General features: G+C 68.3%; 17 protein-coding genes. 9 read left to right on the top strand and 8 right to left on the bottom strand.

The window, feature by feature from the left end; all coding sequences use genetic code 11:
* Positions 1-121: 121 nt before the first annotated feature.
* Positions 122-712 (bottom strand): SCO family protein, encoded by a 591-nt coding sequence (locus QO010_RS17360; RefSeq protein ID WP_307351213.1) that lies wholly within the window; start codon positions 710-712, stop codon positions 122-124.
* 42 nt (positions 713-754) lie between these two features.
* Between QO010_RS17360 and QO010_RS17355 the strand changes: the two genes are divergently transcribed.
* Positions 755-2,191: an ActS/PrrB/RegB family redox-sensitive histidine kinase gene (locus QO010_RS17355; RefSeq protein ID WP_307351211.1), complete on the top strand. Its 1,437-nt coding sequence runs from the start codon at positions 755-757 to the stop codon at positions 2,189-2,191.
* A gap of 72 nt (positions 2,192-2,263) precedes the next feature.
* On the top strand, positions 2,264-2,821 hold the full coding sequence (locus QO010_RS17350) for an ActR/PrrA/RegA family redox response regulator transcription factor (RefSeq protein WP_307351209.1): 558 nt from the start codon (positions 2,264-2,266) through the stop codon (positions 2,819-2,821).
* A 145-nt stretch (positions 2,822-2,966) separates the two neighbouring features.
* Here QO010_RS17350 and QO010_RS17345 read toward each other — a convergent pair whose 3' ends face one another.
* The 3 genes from QO010_RS17345 to QO010_RS17335 all read right to left on the bottom strand — a co-directional run bounded on the left by QO010_RS17345 (position 2,967) and on the right by QO010_RS17335 (position 5,053).
* Complete coding sequence (locus QO010_RS17345; RefSeq protein ID WP_307351207.1) at positions 2,967-3,344, bottom strand: DUF2218 domain-containing protein; 378 nt, start codon at positions 3,342-3,344, stop codon at positions 2,967-2,969.
* Complete coding sequence (locus QO010_RS17340; RefSeq protein ID WP_370873779.1) at positions 3,344-3,889, bottom strand: PadR family transcriptional regulator; 546 nt, start codon at positions 3,887-3,889, stop codon at positions 3,344-3,346. The genes QO010_RS17345 and QO010_RS17340 overlap by 1 nt, the downstream gene beginning before the upstream one ends.
* 276 nt (positions 3,890-4,165) lie before the next feature.
* Positions 4,166-5,053: a hydrogen peroxide-inducible genes activator gene (locus QO010_RS17335; RefSeq protein WP_307351205.1), complete on the bottom strand. Its 888-nt coding sequence runs from the start codon at positions 5,051-5,053 to the stop codon at positions 4,166-4,168.
* Positions 5,054-5,178: 125 nt separating this feature from the next.
* Between QO010_RS17335 and QO010_RS17330 the strand changes: the two genes are divergently transcribed.
* Positions 5,179-5,739, top strand: coding sequence for a peroxiredoxin (locus QO010_RS17330; protein WP_307351204.1), 561 nt, complete (start codon positions 5,179-5,181; stop codon positions 5,737-5,739).
* A 178-nt stretch (positions 5,740-5,917) separates the two neighbouring features.
* Positions 5,918-6,457: an alkylhydroperoxidase, AhpD family gene (gene ahpD / locus QO010_RS17325; RefSeq protein ID WP_307351202.1), complete on the top strand. Its 540-nt coding sequence runs from the start codon at positions 5,918-5,920 to the stop codon at positions 6,455-6,457.
* Positions 6,458-6,499: 42 nt separating this feature from the next.
* Here ahpD and QO010_RS17320 read toward each other — a convergent pair whose 3' ends face one another.
* Both QO010_RS17320 and QO010_RS17315 read right to left on the bottom strand, forming a co-directional pair.
* Entirely contained in the window at positions 6,500-7,021 is a 522-nt protein-coding gene (locus QO010_RS17320; RefSeq protein WP_307351200.1) for an SRPBCC family protein, read from the bottom strand.
* 49 nt (positions 7,022-7,070) lie between these two features.
* Positions 7,071-7,922 (bottom strand): glutamate racemase, encoded by an 852-nt coding sequence (locus tag QO010_RS17315; protein ID WP_307351198.1) that lies wholly within the window; start codon positions 7,920-7,922, stop codon positions 7,071-7,073.
* A gap of 71 nt (positions 7,923-7,993) precedes the next feature.
* On the opposite strand from QO010_RS17315, the gene QO010_RS17310 reads away from it, so the two are divergent.
* Entirely contained in the window at positions 7,994-8,563 is a 570-nt protein-coding gene (locus QO010_RS17310; protein ID WP_307351195.1) for a hypothetical protein, read from the top strand.
* Between the two features lie 93 nt (positions 8,564-8,656).
* Positions 8,657-10,777: a M3 family metallopeptidase gene (locus QO010_RS17305; RefSeq protein WP_307351192.1), complete on the top strand. Its 2,121-nt coding sequence runs from the start codon at positions 8,657-8,659 to the stop codon at positions 10,775-10,777.
* A gap of 209 nt (positions 10,778-10,986) precedes the next feature.
* On the opposite strand, the gene QO010_RS17300 is transcribed toward QO010_RS17305, so the two are convergent.
* Positions 10,987-11,619 carry a TMEM175 family protein gene (locus QO010_RS17300; protein ID WP_307351191.1) on the bottom strand — a complete coding sequence of 211 codons (633 nt, stop codon included), beginning with the start codon at positions 11,617-11,619 and terminating at the stop codon, positions 10,987-10,989.
* Positions 11,620-11,691: 72 nt separating this feature from the next.
* Positions 11,692-12,276: a hypothetical protein gene (locus tag QO010_RS17295; protein WP_307351189.1), complete on the bottom strand. Its 585-nt coding sequence runs from the start codon at positions 12,274-12,276 to the stop codon at positions 11,692-11,694.
* A gap of 104 nt (positions 12,277-12,380) precedes the next feature.
* Between QO010_RS17295 and QO010_RS17290 the strand changes: the two genes are divergently transcribed.
* The 3 genes from QO010_RS17290 to ffh all read left to right on the top strand — a co-directional run bounded on the left by QO010_RS17290 (position 12,381) and on the right by ffh (position 14,758).
* The gene (locus tag QO010_RS17290; RefSeq protein ID WP_307351187.1) at positions 12,381-12,776 is read left to right on the top strand and encodes a VOC family protein; all 396 of its coding nucleotides are present in this window, start codon (positions 12,381-12,383) and stop codon (positions 12,774-12,776) included.
* A gap of 61 nt (positions 12,777-12,837) precedes the next feature.
* Positions 12,838-13,053, top strand: a complete 216-nt coding sequence (locus QO010_RS17285) for a hypothetical protein (RefSeq protein WP_307351185.1) — start codon at positions 12,838-12,840, stop codon at positions 13,051-13,053.
* Between the two features lie 178 nt (positions 13,054-13,231).
* Positions 13,232-14,758 (top strand): signal recognition particle protein, encoded by a 1,527-nt coding sequence (gene ffh / locus QO010_RS17280; RefSeq protein ID WP_307351184.1) that lies wholly within the window; start codon positions 13,232-13,234, stop codon positions 14,756-14,758.

The raw sequence follows: 14,758 nt of genomic DNA, 5'->3' as shown, positions 1-14,758 counted from the left end.
AAGCGTAGCAGTGGGGGGAACGCCTGTTCTTGTGTGCTGTAGTCGCTCCCCACTCCGGCCCTCCGGGCCACCTCGCCCTAGGGGCGAGGAGAGTTCTGTCGGCGGCCGATAGGCGGTGAGCTCACTCCCCCCGCATCCCCTTCTGGATCTGCGTCACCATCTCATCCGGCAGGTTGTAGACCAGCACCCGGTTGAAGCGGCCCTTGGGGTCCATCAGGTAGACGACGCTGGAATGGTTGACGCTGTAGTTCAGCCCGTCGCCGGCCTTCTGGTAGTAGACCTTGTAGGCCTTGGCCGCCTGGGCGACCTGCTGGTCGGAACCGGTCAGGGCCAGGGTCCCGGGCGGGGCGCCCTGGACGGCCAGCCATTCCTTGTTGTGGGCCGCGGTGTCCCGGGCCGGGTCGACCGAGATGAAGACGATCTTCAGGTCCCGGCCCTTGGGACCCAGGCGATCCTTCACGAGGGCCAGGTTCTGCAGGGTGCCGGGGCAGATGTCGGGGCAGTAGGTGTAGCCGAAGAACACCACGCTCCAGTGGCCCTTGAGCGCCGCCTCGGTGACCTGGGCGCCGTTCTGGTCGACCAGCTGGAAGGGGCCGCCGGGGCCGTCGCCGGCGCTTTTGGGGTCACCCCGCGAGGCCGTGAGGTAGTAGCCGACCGAGGCCAGCAGGGCGAACACCATGAAGCCCAGTAAAAACCATCGTGAGCGGTTCATGCGGCCTCGCCTTCCGGTCGAATACTGATCATTGTGGCCCGCATGGCTCCTGTTTCGCCCCCCGAGGCGCACCCCAAGGCGTCAGAACCCACAACGTCCGGTCTGTCGGGCCTCGATAGGCTGCGGCAGGCCCTGCTGCAAGACGCCGCCGACTTCTGGGCGGGCGGGGCGCGGCGGGGACGCCTGCGGACCCGCACCCTGATCCGGCTGCGCTGGCTGGCGGTGATCGGCCAGACGGCGACCGTGCTGTTCGTCGGCCTGGTGCTGAAGTTTCCCCTGCCCTGGATCCCCTGCTTCATCCTGATCGGCGTGGCGGCCGCCCTGAACATCGTCATCAGCATGGCCTCGCCCGGCCAGAGGCTGGCCGGCGACCGCGAGGCGGCGGGGCAGATCGCCTTCGATATCCTGCAGCTGACCGGCATGCTCTATCTGACCGGCGGCACGCTCAACCCGTTCTCGCTGCTGCTGATCGCGCCGGTGACCCTGGCGGCGGCCAGCCTGCCGCTGCGCCACACCCTGGCGCTCGGCCTGCTGGCGGTGGCGGCCAACATCATGCTGTCGGTCAGCGCCTGGCCGCTGCCCTCGGCCAACGCCGTGCCGTTCGATCCGCCGATCATCAACCGTATCGGGGCGGTGATCGCCCGCATCCTGGGGGTGATCTTCACCGCCGCCTATGCCTGGCAGGCCTCGGCCGAGGCGGCCCGCATGCAGCTGGCCCTGGACACCACCCATGTGGTGCTGGCCCGCGAGCAGCGGCTCTCGGCGCTCGGCGCCCTGGCCGCCGCCGCCGCCCATGAGCTGGGCACGCCGCTCGCCACCATCGCCATCGTCGCCAAGGAGATGGCCCGCAGCGCCCCGCCCGGCGGCCAGGTGCGCGAGGACGCCGAACTCTTGATCAGCCAGGCCGAACGCTGCCGCGAGATCCTGCGCCGGCTGACCGCCGACCCGATGGCCAGCGACGCCGTCCACGAGCGCATGAGCCTGCTGCAGATGGTCCAGGAGGCCATCGCCCCCCACGCCAAGAGCCCCGAGGTGCGGGTCGAGGCCATGGTTTCCGGGCCGCTCGACGTCGAGGCGCCGGACATCTGGCGCATGCCCGAGGTGCTGCACGCGGTGACCTCTTTCGTCGAGAACGCCGTCGACTTCGCCCGGTCCGAGGTGCTGGTCACCGCCCGGTTCGACAACCACAGCCTGTCGATCGAGGTGCGGGACGACGGTCCGGGCTTCGCGCCCGAGGTGCTGGCCAAGCTGGGCGAGCCCTATGTGACCAGCCGGCCGGGGGCGGAAGGCTCGCGTTCGGGCCATGTCGGCATGGGGCTGGGCTTCTTCATCGCCAAGACCCTGCTGGAACGAACTGGGGCTGTCGTGGATTTCCGCAATGGCCGCAGAGGTGGGGCGCAAATCACCGCCAAATGGCCGCGCGGCGTGATCGAAGCGCCCGTCATTGTCGATCCGTTTACGGGGCTTGATGAACAGTGACAAAACGCCGCACTATGTCCCGACACGCCTCTAGGTGGCTGCGTCGCCGCTTTGACCTCAGGAGCGGAATAAATGGTTGATCTGAACGATCACATCGCGGCCCTGCCGGACCGCAGTCTTCTGGTCCTGGACGACGATGCGCCACTGCGCACGCGGCTGGGCCGGGCCCTGGAACAGCGGGGTTTCGAAGTGACCCTGGCCGGGGGCGTCGCCGAGGCCCTGGGCGCGGTCCGGGCCCACGCCCCGGCCTTCGCGGTGCTGGACATGCGGCTGGACGACGGGACGGGGTTGAAGGTGGTCCAGGCCATCCGCGACGCCCGGCCGGAGTCCAAGGTCATCATGCTGACCGGCTATGGCAACATCGCCACCGCCGTGGCGGCGGTGAAGGCGGGGGCGGTGGACTACCTCTCCAAGCCCGCCGACGCCGACGACGTGGTCCGGGCCCTGCTGGCCCAGGGCGGCGCCTCCGCGGCCCCGCCGGAAAATCCGATGAGCGCCGACCGGGTGCGGTGGGAGCATATCCAGCGGGTCTATGAGCTGTGCAACCACAACGTCTCGGAGACGGCGCGGCGGCTGTCGATGCACCGGCGGACCCTTCAGCGAATCCTGGCCAAGCGGGCGCCGCGGTAGATGCAGCGCGCCTCTCCCCCTCGCTTGCGAGGGGGAGCGAGGGACACGCCGAAGGCGGCGTCCCACGGAGGGGGAGCCTTGCGGCGGTTCAGCATTCCGCCGGCGCAGGGTGTTTTCCCCGATACGTGGCCGCCGACCTGTCTCCTCACCCGCTCTTCGCGCTGGCGCGCTCAGAGTCGACCTCTCCTCGGAGAGGAGAGGAGTTGCGGCGGCGATCCAGGTCGATCGACCCGGCAGGCCAGGCCCTCGTCCAGGCCAGCTTGACCTCGCCCTCGCGGAAGGCGAACCGCGCCAGGTGTTCGGCGACGACGTCCTCCATGCGGGCCAGGACCGGCGCCTCGGCCGCCCGTATCGTGATCCGCAGCTCACCCGCATCGGCCCACAGCAGGCAGGGGCCGGACGGCAGGTCGATCCGGCCCTCCGCCGCATCGAAGTTCACCGGAAAGCAGTGGCCCCAATGCTTGCAGAGCTGGCTCAGATAGCGGGCCGCGCTGGCCGTTTTCAGACTGGCGTGGCTCTCCATCAGGCGCGCTCGATGGCGGAGGCGGCGGCGTCCAGGGCGTCGCAGATCACGGCGATCTGGTCCTGGGTCAGGGCCTGGCCGGTGGTCTTCAGCTTCAGGGCGGTGCGCAGGTTCTCGCGGGCCCGCAGGATCTGGGGCGAGAACATGGTCGAGCGCGAGGCGGCCTCGGCCATGCGGCCGAACAGGCCCGCCACGCCCGGCTCGTTGGCGGCCAGATAGGCCTGGCCCTCGTCGGTGATGGCGTAGAGCTTCTTGGCGCCCTCGATGGTGGCGGTGACCATGCCCATGTCCTCGAGCAGGGTCAGGGTGGGGTAGATGACGCCGGGGCTGGGGGCGTAGGCGCCGCCCGAGGCTTCCTCGATGGCCTTGATCAGGTCGTAGCCGTGGCGGGGCTTCTCGGCGATCAGCTTGAGGACCACGAACCGCAGGTCGCCGTGGTCGAACATCCGCCGCATGCCATGGCGACCGCGGCCGCCCTCATGATGGTGGAAACCGAAGCCGTGGCGGCCGTGATGGGCGCGGCCAAATCCGAAATGTCTGTGCATAGTGATATCGATCCTTTCAAGATATATCGCGTCTTAGATATATCGGAATCGTATCGAGTCAAGAGCATTTTAGACTGTATCTGTTTTGAATCCTCACCCGGAGGGGGAGGGGGACCGCGCCGAAGGCGTGGTGGAGGGGGTTGAAGCTACACTCACGATTCAAGCAAGGCCGCGGCGGATCGGCTGCGGATTCGCGGGCAGAGGTGGATGTAGCGGCTGACCCCCTCCACCATGCTTCGCATGGTCCCCCTCCCCCTCCGGGGGAGGATTTGCGGATTACCGAAACGCCTCAGCCAGCAGCCGTCCCTCCCGCGCCCGGCTGGACCCGGCCCGCCAGGCGACGACGATCTCGCGGCTGGGATGGTCGGCCTCCAGGTGGCGGATGGTCATGGGGACATGCTCGGTCAGGCCGGCATTGACCGCCATGGCCGGCAGGAAGCTGACGCCCAGGCCCGAGCTGACCATCTGCACCAGGGTCGGCAGGGAGGTGGCGGCGAAGCTTTCCTCGCTGCTGGGCCTGGGCGGTTCCAGGCCGCAGGCGGCCAGGACGTGGTCGCGAAGGCAGTGGCCGTCCTCCAGCAGGATCAGGTCGTCGCCCTCCAGGTCCTCAGGGCGCACCCGGCTCTCGCGGGCCATGCGGTGGTTGGCCGGGGCGGCGGCCAGCAGCTCGTCGTCGGCGACATGCTCCCAGGCCAGGCCGGTCATGTCATAGGGCAGGGCGATCAGGGCGGCGTCCAGGGCCCCGGCCCGCAGGCCCGCGATCAGCCGGCCGGTCAGGTCCTCGCGCAGGAAGAGGCGCAGCTTGGGAAAGCGCTGGCGCAGCACCGGCAGGGCCTTGGGCAGCAGATAGGGGGCGATGGTCGGGATGACGCCCAGCCGGAAGCGGCCGGTGAGCGGCTGGCCGGCGGTCTGGGCGGCCTGCACCAGGTCCTCGGTCTGGGCCAGGATGGCCTGGGCGCGGTGGACCGCCTCCTCGCCGGCGGCGGTGAGGATGACGCCCGAGCGGGCCCGGTCGACCACGGGGGCGCCCAGGATGCGCTCCAGCTCCTGGATGCCGGCCGACAGGGTGGGCTGGGTGACGTGGGCGGCCTCGGCGGCGCGGCTGAACGAGCCGTGCTCGGAGAGGAGCTTCAGATACTGGAGCTGGCGCAGGGTGGGGAGCATGGCGATAGGAATAATCTATCCAGCCGACCAAAACAATCGATTGGATTTATGATCCGGCGGTCCCTATCTCACTGGCTCAGGCGGTCCTCCCCGGCCGCCATCGCTTAATGAGAAGGAAGTCCTCGATGCTCGGCGTTGGCCAGAAATTCCCCGCGTTCAAACTCACGGGCGTCAAGCCCGGCTTCAACCGCCACGAAGAAAACGGCGTCAGCGCCTTTGAGACCCTCACGCAAGACAGCTTCCCGGGCCAGTGGAAGGTCATCTTCTTCTATCCCAAGGACTTCACCTTCGTCTGCCCGACCGAGATCGCCGAGTTCGCCCGCCTGGCCAAGGACTTCTCCGACCGCGACGCCGTCGTCCTGGGCGGCTCGACCGACAACGAGCATTCCAAGCTGGGCTGGCGCCGGGAGCACCCGGACCTCGACCGCCTGGCGATCTGGAACTTCGCCGACAACGGCGGCGTCCTGGCCCGCGCGCTCGGGGTTCTGGACGAGGAAGAAGGCGTCGCCCAGCGCGCCACCTATCTGGTCGACCCCAACGGGATCGTCCAGCACGTCTACGTCACCAGCCTGAATGTGGGCCGCGCCCCGGCCGACACTTTGCGGGTCCTGGATGCGCTGCAGACCGATGAGCTTTGCGCATGCAACCGTCCGCTGGGTGGAGACGTTCTGAAACCGGCAGCATAAGAGGCCGCCGACAACCGGACCCGCCGGACGGACGCCCCCCGCCGTCCAGCCTCAGTCCAACCGGCCGCTGCCGAACCGGGAGCCCGTGCTCCACAGCCCCCCCGATGGGCGCGGGCTCCCGGACTCTACTTACAAGCCTCTACCTTCCCAAATTCAAATCCGTCTTGAGGATCCCGCCATGTCGCTGGACGCCCTGCGCGACCGCCTGCCTTCTTACGCCAAGGATCTGAGCCTCAACCTCTCGTCCCTGGCCTCCGAGACCCTGCTCACCGACCAGCAGAAATGGGGCGCCTTTGTCGCCTCGGCCCATGCCGTCGGGACCGGCCCGGTGATCGCCGAGGTCGAGGCGGCGGCCCGCGAGGCCGGCCTGACCGACGCCGCGTTCGAGGCCGCCAAGGCCGCCGCGGCCATCATGGGCATGAACAATGTCTACTACCGCGCCCTGCACCTGCTGAAGAACGAGGAATACCGCACCCTGCCGGCGCGCCTTAGAATGAACGTCCTGGCCAATCCCGGCGTCGACAAGGTCGATTTCGAACTCTGGAGCCTGGCGGTCTCGGCCATCAATGGCTGCGGCATGTGCCTGGACGCCCACGAGCATGAGCTGAAGAGCCGGGGTGTCCCGAACACGGCCATCCAGGCGGCGCTGCGGATCGGGGCGGTGGTCAATGCGGTGAGTCGGGTGATCGCTTCCGAAAGCGCGTTGGTCGCGGCCTAGCGTCAAGCCCTTCCCCCGCCAGCGGGGGAAGGGCTTGGAGCCTCAGTCGGGCTTGCCCGTCTCCTCGAACCGCTTGAACCGCTCGAGTTGCTCGGTCAGCACCTTGTCCACTCCGGCCGGCCATTGGCCCAGCCCACCCCTGACGTAGCCGCCGACGGCGTAGGTCCAGGTGACGGTGGTGACGCCGTCCTTTTCGCCGAGGGTCCAGGCCATGTGGCCGTCCAGGCCGCTGAAGCTCAGCGGGCCCAGCGCTCCGGCGAACCGCAGCTGCTTGCCGGGCTGGGCGTCGATGACCGTCATGTGCAGGACGCCGCCGCCGGCCCAGGTTTCGCACCAGCAGCCGCCGGGCCGCGCGTCGATGGTGATGTTCCTGGCGTCGCCCGACCAGCTGTGGTCGCTTCCCCACCAGGCGCCGATCTTGACCAGGTCGGCATAGACCTTGGCAGCCGGGGCCTTGATGGCAGCGCTCTGGCGGACCTCGAAGCCGTTGGGCTGGCTGTCGACGACCTCAGCAGCGGCGGGACCGGCGAGCAGCAGAGCGGTGACGAAGACGATGGCGCGCATGGCGTTCCCCCTCAGGACGCCACACCGTAAGTCATTGCTTACAGAAAGGTCAAGCCGCCTCGAACCGCAGCGGCGCCCCCCAGAAGGCGGTGATCAGCCGGTTCTGCTCGCCGACCCGGCCCGTGGTCAGGAAGCGGCGCTTGCCTTCGCGGCCGGCCGACAGCTCGGGGTGACGCTCCAGATAGCGCTCCAGGGCGTCGGCGGTGGCGGCAGGCTGGTGGATCAGGGGCGTGCCGGGCGGCAGGGCGGCTTTGAACAGGTCGGCGATGATCTCGTAGTGGGTGCAGCCCAGGATCGCTCTGTCTGGGAGGCGCCCGATGCGGCGGCGCAGGGCCTCGACGTGACCGGCCACCGTCTGGGCCAGTTCGGCCTCGCCGGCGCCGTCCTCGATCATCCGGGCCAGGTTGGGGCAGGGCTCGGAGAACACCGCCACGTCCTGGCGGCGCTTGTCGATCTCGATCTCGAAGACGCGGCTGGCGGCGGTGCCCGGGGTGGAGAAGACGCCCAGGATGTCGACCTTCTCGACCTTGTCGCCATGGCGGTCGGCCTCATGCTCCCAGGGCATGCCGGTGGCCGCCTCGATGGTCGGGACGATGATGCCCAGCACGTTCACCGGCCGGCCCAGCTCGCGCCGATAGGTCGGCAGCCAGGTCTGCTGCAGGCGGCGCAGCGCGATGGCCGAGGCGGTGTTGCAGGCCAGGACCACCAGGCTGACCCCCTCGTCGAAGAGGCGGATACAGCCGGCCTTGGTCAGCTCGACGATTTCCTCGCCGGGCCGCCCGCCGTAGGGGGCGTTGGCCTGGTCGGCCAGGTAGATGAGGTCGGTATGGGCCAGCCGCTCGACCAGCGCGCGGTGCACGGAAAGACCGCCAATTCCGGAATCGAAAACGCCTATCGCCATGGCCCAGCGCTTAGCCCCGCGACAGGCCGCCGTCCATACCGCTAAGCTTCGGGTCCCAGGCGGGGAGGCTCATGGAACCGTTCGACTATCTGCTGACCTTCGCGGCGATCGTCATGGGCATCGCGGTGTCCGACGTCTTCGTCAGCCTCAACCGGCTGCTGGCGGCGGGATCGCGGGTGAAATGGGACTGGCTGGGCCCGCTGGCGGCCCTGGCGGCGCTGCTCAAGATCCTCACCCAGTGGTGGGCCTGGTATTCGGTGCGGGGCAGCGCCCCGGCGGTGACCTTCGAGCTGTTCGCCCTGCTGGTGGCCAGCGTCGGCCTGCTGTTTCTGATGTCCAGCGCCGCCCTGCCCGACGAGGTGGGGCCCGAGGGCGTCGATCTGAAGGACAGTTTCGCCGCCGCCTCTCGCCGCTACTTCCTGCTGTTCGCCCTGCACACGCCGCTGCTGTGGCTGTTCGTCTGGGGCCTCAGCCAGCGCAGCGACTATCCCGCCCCCTATCTCTTCAACCTGGGCCATCTGGCCCCCGCCACGGCCCTGATCCTGGTCTTCGTCCGCAACCGCTGGGCCCAGGGCGGCTTCCTGGCGGCCATGTGCGGCCTCTACCTGTGGCAGGGCTTTGGGCATCCCCTGCCCAGCTAGGGTTGCTCTTTGCATTACAACCCCTTCATGTGACGACCCCGTGCCTTTGCCATAGGGTCCCCCCAGCAATTTAAGCCTCTGGAGCGCCTTTCCTTGAAACGCCGCACTTTCCTGGCCGCATCCGCCGCCGCTGTCACCGCCGCCGCGATCAATCCCAGCCTGGCCCTGGCGGCCGAGGACAACCCCCTGCTGGCGACCTGGACCGGCCCGCACGGCGGCGTCCCGCCCTTCGACAAGGTCAAGGTCGAGCACTTCAAGCCGGCGATCATGAAGGGCATCGAGCTGAACCGGGCCGACATCGCGGCCATCGCCGCCAACCCGGCGCCCGCCAATTTCGACAACACCCTGCGCGCCATGCAGGCCAGCGGCGATCCCCTGACCCGCGCCGCCTCGATGTTCAACATCTACACCTCGACGCTCAGCAGCGACGACATGCAGAAGGTCGAGCAGGAGGTCACCCCGGTGTTCGCCGCCTTCGGCGACGAGATCACCCAGAACGAGGCCCTCTTCGCCCGGGTCAAGGCGGTCTACGACACCCGCGGGACGGCCGGGCTGACCGACGAGCAGAAGCGGCTGGCCTGGCGCACCTACAACAACTTCGCCCGCCAGGGCGCGGCCCTGAACGGGGCCGACAAGAAGCGGCTGGCCGAGATCAACCAGCGGCTGGCCACCCTCTATACGACCTTCAGCCAGAACGAGCTGGCCGACGAGGAGGACTACACCATCCTCCTGGAAGAGGGTGACCTGGCCGGGCTGCCCGACTCGCTGAAGGCCGCCGCCGCGGCCACGGCCGAGGACAAGGGCCAGAAGGGCAAGTGGATGCTGACCAACACCCGCTCGTCGGTCGAGCCCTACCTGACCTATGCCTCCAAGCGCGACATGCGCCAGAAGGCCTGGAAGATGTGGATCTCGCGCGGCGACAACGGCAACGCCCACGACAACAACAAGATCATCACCGAGATCCTGGGGCTGCGGGCCGAGAAGGCCAAGCTGCTGGGCTTCAAGACCCATGCGCACTGGATCACGGCCGGCCAGATGTCTGGCACGCCGGACGCGGCCATGGACCTGATGCTGCGGGTCTGGAAGCCGGCCGTGGCGCGCGTCCACGAGGAAGTGGCCGACATGCAGAAGATCGCCGACGCCGAGGGCGGCGGGCTGAAGATCGAGCCCTGGGACTATCGCTACTACGCCGAGAAGGTCCGCAAGGCCCGCTACGACCTCGACCAGAACGAGGTGAAGCCCTACCTGCAGCTCGACAAGATGCGCGAGGCCATGCACTGGGCCGCCGGCCAGATCTACGGCTTCAAGTTCGCCGAGATCCATGACGTGCCGGTCTGCCATCCGGACGTCCGGGTCTGGGAAGTGACCAAGGGCGGCAAGCGGGTCGGCCTGTGGTATTTCGACCCCTACGCCCGGGCCGGCAAGCAGTCGGGCGCCTGGATGAACGAGTACCGCACCCAGGAGAATTTCCGCGGCTTCGTGACCCCGATCGTCTCCAACAACTGCAACTTCGTGAAGGGCAAGCCGGGCGAGGCGGTGCTGATCTCCTGGGACGACGCCTCGACCATGTTCCACGAGTTCGGCCACGCCCTGCACGGCCTCAACTCCAACGCCCACTACCCGCAGCTGGCCGGCACCAACGTCGCCCGCGACTTCGTCGAGTTCCCCAGCCAGCTCAACGAGCACTGGCTGCCGACCAAGGAGGTGCTCAGCCGGTTCGCCGTCCACTACCAGACCGGCAAGCCGATCCCCGAGGCGCTGGTCAAGAAGATCAAGAACTCCGAGACCTTCAACCAGGGCTTCATCACGGTGGAATACCTGGCCAGCGCCCTGGTCGACATGAAGGCCCACCTGGCCGGCGCCACGCCCATCGATCCCAAGGAATTCGAGAAGGCCACCCTGGCCGAGATCGGCATGCCGGCCGAGATCGTCATGCGTCACCGCATGCCGCACTTCGGGCACATCTTCTCGGGCGACGGCTATTCGGCCGGCTACTACGACTACATCTGGGCCGACACCCTGACCGCCGACGCCGCCGAGGCTTTTGCAGAAGCGCCCGGCGGCTTCTACGACAAGCCCACCGCCAAGCGGCTGCATGACAGCATCATGAGCGTGGGCGACACCATCGACGCGGGCGAGGCCTTCCGCCGCTTCCGCGGGCGGGACGTGAATGTCGATGCGCTGATGCGGGATCGCGGGTTCCCGGTGGCGTAGAAGATGCGGCGCCTCCTCTCCTCTTCGAGGAGAGGTCGACTCTGAGCGCGCCAGCGCGAAGAGCGGGTGAGGAGACAGGTTGGCGAAAGCGTGTCGGGGGAACCACCCCGCGCCAGCGGCATGCTGAACCGCCGCAAGGCTCCCCCTCCGTGGGACGCCGCCTTCGGCGTGTCCCTCGCTCCCCCTCGCAAACGAGGGGGAGAGGCGCGTCAGGCTGCCTTCCTCGGTCCCAGCGTCACATGCGCGATCCAGAAGATCACCGGGATCAGCACCCAGCACAGGTGCGCCAGGCCGATGTAGCCCGCGGCCGCCAGCCCGAAGCCGGCCGCGAAGGCTATCCCCGGCGAAGCGGCCCGCACGGTGCGGTAGGCCCGCTCGCGGCCGGTCATGCCGTCCATAAGCCGGCCGCCGTCGCGCGAGGCGACCAGCAGCAGCAGGGTGGTCGCCGCCGAGGTGAAGACCATCTGCGCCGAATAGACCTGCCAGGCCGCCGCCCCCGGGCCCGCCTCGCCCAGCAGGGCGGAGGAGAAGGGGATCAGGGTCACCGCGAACAGGAAGACCAGGTTGGCCCACACGGTCGGCCAGTCGAAATGCTCCAGCCGGCGCAGGGTGTTCATGTGGGCGATCCAGAACACACCGGCCAGGGCGAAGCTCATGGTGAAGGCGATGAAATGGCCGGTCATGCCGCGCAGGGCGGCCACCAGGTCCGGGCCGCTCTCCGCCACCGGCGGCTTCAGCTCCAGGACCAGCAGGGTCATGGCGATGGCGAACACCGCGTCGGTGAAGAACAGCAGCCGGTGAACCAGCCGGTGTTCGCTGTCGTCCGGCCTGGTGGCCTTCATCGGGGGCTTGGAAGCCGGCCGAGCCGCTGGTTTCTTCGCCGACGGTCTGGCCATGCCTCTCCCCCCAGATGATCAGGCGGTCGCCGCGCCCTTGCGTCCGAGCACGAAGGCGATCGCCAGCCCCGCGACCACATAGCCGACGAACCCGATGAACATGTAGGCCAGGGTGTAGTCGAGAGGAAAGCCGTACCAGATGTGGTACGAGCTGTTTGTCGCCACCAGGGCGCCAAAACCGATCAGGCTCGCCACCCCGACCCGCCGGCCGAAGGTCGCCGCCGTCGACCCCGCCACCACGAAGGCGACCACCAGGGCCTGGACCAGGTCGAAGATGAACTCCTTGATCAGGGCCGGGGCCATGCCAAAGCCCGTGCCCGGCTGGTTGTAGACGATGATCCCGAAGCTCTTGGTCGCCATGTCGGCCATCTGGGCCTTCATGGCCGCGTCCTGCTCGGCCTTGGTCGATGTCTCGGTCAGGCCGCTGCCCGGGAACATGTAGAAGCCGCTCTGCTTGAGGTCCGCGTCCAGCGCCGCCACGGCGGCCGAGCCCTTGGGCGCCTCCTTGACCCCGATTTCGGCCAGCGGCGACATGTGCGCGCCCGCCAGCCAGATGAACATCACGATGCCGCCGGCCAGGCCAGCCAGTAGAGTCCGTCCCATCGTTTCCTCCCAGATGATGGTTGTCGTAAGCGAAGGCTAACCGAAAGACCGTTGTTCGTCGAGGCGCCCTTGGCCGGTCGTCCCGGCGGGCCTATCTGAGCGGCATGCTCCAGATCACCGGCATCGACCACCTCGTCCTGCGCGCCCACGACGCCCCGCGCCTGATCAAGTTCTACACCGAGGTGCTGGGCCTGGCCGTCGAGCGGGACCAGAGCGCCATCGGCCTGACCCAGCTGCGGGCCGGAACCAGCCTGATCGACATCGTCGCCGTCGACAGCCTGCTGGGCCGCCTGGGCGGCGCCGGCCCGGCCGCCGAGGGCCGCAACCTCGACCATTTCTGCCTCAACGTCGCCGGCTTCGAGCTGGAGGCGGTGCGCGCCCATCTCGAAAGCCACGGCGTGGAGATCGGCGAATCGGGCGTGCGCTACGGTTCGGGCGGCGAGGGGGTGTCGCTGTATCTGAGGGACCCCGAGGGCAACGGGCTGGAACTGCGGGGCTAAAGCCGTCTCGTCAGACGTGCTGGACCGTGCATAGTGACCGCTCAATCTGGGGAGGCCTGTCATGGGCGGTCTGCAACCAACACACTGGATTATCTACCTGCTGGTCATCTTCGCCTTCATCTTTCCGGTCTGGCGCATCCTCAGCCGCATCGGCCTGCCAGGCGCCCTGTCGCTGCTGATCATCGTCCCGCTGGTCAATCTGATCATGCTGTGGGTCGTGGCCTTCATCGCCTGGCCCCGGGACAAGGCCGCGAACTTGACCGCGGACGTCTTTTAAGCGCATAAGCCGCGCCTTCCGGCGCAATCCATCAGCGCCCTCCACCGCCACGGTCCCGGTTCCACGTCCTCACGCAGCGAAGCGTTAGGACAACGAATATGCCGGATGAGGGCGGCGAGGACCCCCGTCGACGTGATCGTCCGCGGGGGCTGATTGGCTTGTGCGAATGAGGTCTTGAATGTTTGACGGCCTGACAGAACGGCTCAGCACCGTATTCGACCGGCTCTCCGGTCGCGGCGTGCTCAGTGAGAAAGACGTCGAGGAGGCGCTGCGCGAGGTCCGCGTGGCCCTGCTGGAGGCCGACGTCGCCCTGCCGGTGGTCAAGGACTTCATCACCAAGGCCAAGGAAGCGGCCACGGGCGAGGCGGTGATCCGCTCGATCCGCCCCGCCGACCAGGTGGTCAAGATCGTCTATGACGGCCTGATCGAGATGCTGGGCGGCGAGGAGCCGGTCCCGCTGACCATCGCCCTCAACCCGCCCAGCGTCATCCTGATGGCCGGCCTGCAGGGCTCGGGCAAGACCACGACGGCGGCGAAGCTCGCCCTGCGGCTGTCGAAGATGGACCGCAAGAAGGTCCTGATGGCCTCGCTGGACACCCGCCGTCCGGCCGCCATGGAGCAGCTGGCCACCCTGGGCAAGCAGATCGAGGTCGAGACTCTGCCGATCCTGGCGGGCCAGTCGGCGACCGACATCACCAGGCGCGCCATGAGCGCCGCCAAGCTGGGCGGCTACGACATCCTCATCCTCGACACCGCCGGCCGCACCACGCTGGACGAGGGGATGATGAGCGAGGCGGCCGAGATCGCCCGCATCTCGCAACCGGCCGAGACCCTGCTGGTCGCCGACAGCCTGACCGGCCAGGACGCGGTGCGCACCGCCAAGGCCTTCCATGAGCGCCTGCCGCTCACCGGCCTGATCCTGACCCGGGCCGATGGCGACGGGCGCGGCGGCGCGGCCCTCTCCATGCGGGCCGTCACCGGCCTGCCGATCAAGTTTCTCGGCGCCGGCGAAAAGGTCGACGCCCTCGACGTCTTCGACGCCCGCCGAGTCGCCGGCCGCATCCTGGGGCAGGGGGACGTCATCGCCCTGGTCGAGAAGGCCTCGACGGACCTCGACCAGGCCAAGGCCGAGGCTATGGCCAAGCGGCTGGCCAAGGGCCAGTTCGACCTGGACATGATGAGCGACCAGCTGGCCCAGATGGAAAAGATGGGCGGCATGCAGGGCATCATGGGCCTGCTGCCGGGCGTGCAGAAGATCAAGCAGCAGGTCGCCGAGGCGGGCTTAAGCGACAAGATGCTGGCTCGCCAGCGCGCCATCATCTCTTCGATGACCAAGGCCGAGCGCAAGAAGCCCGACATCCTGGCCGCCTCGCGCAAGCGCCGCATCGCCGCCGGTTCCGGCGTCGATGTCGCCGAGATCAACCGCCTGCTGAAACAGCATCGCCAGATGGCCGACGCCTTCAAGATGATGAGCCGCGACGGCGGCAAGGGCTTTGCCCGCATGGCCGGCATGATGGGCGGCGGCGGCATGGACCGCCTCAAGAACCTGGGCGGCGGCAAGCTGGCCGCCCCCGACCCCGCTCAACTGGAAGCCCAGATGAAGAACCTGCCGGGCCTTGGCGGTCCGGCCGTGAACCCCAACGCCCTTCCGGGCCTCGGCGGGCCTGCCCTGCCGCCCGGTTTCAACCCTTTCAAGAAGAACTAG

Origin of the sequence: Caulobacter ginsengisoli, from assembly GCF_030814835.1 — a bacterium.
In the GTDB taxonomy this organism is placed as follows: domain Bacteria; phylum Pseudomonadota; class Alphaproteobacteria; order Caulobacterales; family Caulobacteraceae; genus Caulobacter; species Caulobacter ginsengisoli.
This window is presented reverse-complemented; position numbering and strand designations above follow the sequence as displayed.

Excerpts from the sequence above, each read along its gene's own strand:
- QO010_RS17295 (WP_307351189.1), bottom strand. The coding sequence starts at position 12,276 with ATGGGACGGACTCTACTGGCTGGCCTGGCCGGCGGCATCGTGATGTTC.
- QO010_RS17320 (WP_307351200.1), bottom strand. The coding sequence starts at position 7,021 with ATGCGCGCCATCGTCTTCGTCACCGCTCTGCTGCTCGCCGGTCCCGCC.
- QO010_RS17340 (WP_370873779.1), bottom strand. The coding sequence starts at position 3,889 with ATGCACAGACATTTCGGATTTGGCCGCGCCCATCACGGCCGCCACGGC.
- QO010_RS17300 (WP_307351191.1), bottom strand. The coding sequence starts at position 11,619 with ATGAAGGCCACCAGGCCGGACGACAGCGAACACCGGCTGGTTCACCGG.
- QO010_RS17315 (WP_307351198.1), bottom strand. The coding sequence starts at position 7,922 with ATGGCGATAGGCGTTTTCGATTCCGGAATTGGCGGTCTTTCCGTGCAC.
- QO010_RS17355 (WP_307351211.1), top strand. The coding sequence starts at position 755 with ATGGCTCCTGTTTCGCCCCCCGAGGCGCACCCCAAGGCGTCAGAACCC.
- QO010_RS17310 (WP_307351195.1), top strand. The coding sequence starts at position 7,994 with ATGGAACCGTTCGACTATCTGCTGACCTTCGCGGCGATCGTCATGGGC.
- QO010_RS17350 (WP_307351209.1), top strand. The coding sequence starts at position 2,264 with ATGGTTGATCTGAACGATCACATCGCGGCCCTGCCGGACCGCAGTCTT.
- QO010_RS17285 (WP_307351185.1), top strand. The coding sequence starts at position 12,838 with ATGGGCGGTCTGCAACCAACACACTGGATTATCTACCTGCTGGTCATC.
- QO010_RS17360 (WP_307351213.1), bottom strand. The coding sequence starts at position 712 with ATGAACCGCTCACGATGGTTTTTACTGGGCTTCATGGTGTTCGCCCTG.
- ahpD (WP_307351202.1), top strand. The coding sequence starts at position 5,918 with ATGTCGCTGGACGCCCTGCGCGACCGCCTGCCTTCTTACGCCAAGGAT.
- ffh (WP_307351184.1), top strand. The coding sequence starts at position 13,232 with ATGTTTGACGGCCTGACAGAACGGCTCAGCACCGTATTCGACCGGCTC.
- QO010_RS17335 (WP_307351205.1), bottom strand. The coding sequence starts at position 5,053 with ATGCTCCCCACCCTGCGCCAGCTCCAGTATCTGAAGCTCCTCTCCGAG.
- QO010_RS17330 (WP_307351204.1), top strand. The coding sequence starts at position 5,179 with ATGCTCGGCGTTGGCCAGAAATTCCCCGCGTTCAAACTCACGGGCGTC.
- QO010_RS17290 (WP_307351187.1), top strand. The coding sequence starts at position 12,381 with ATGCTCCAGATCACCGGCATCGACCACCTCGTCCTGCGCGCCCACGAC.
- QO010_RS17345 (WP_307351207.1), bottom strand. The coding sequence starts at position 3,344 with ATGGAGAGCCACGCCAGTCTGAAAACGGCCAGCGCGGCCCGCTATCTG.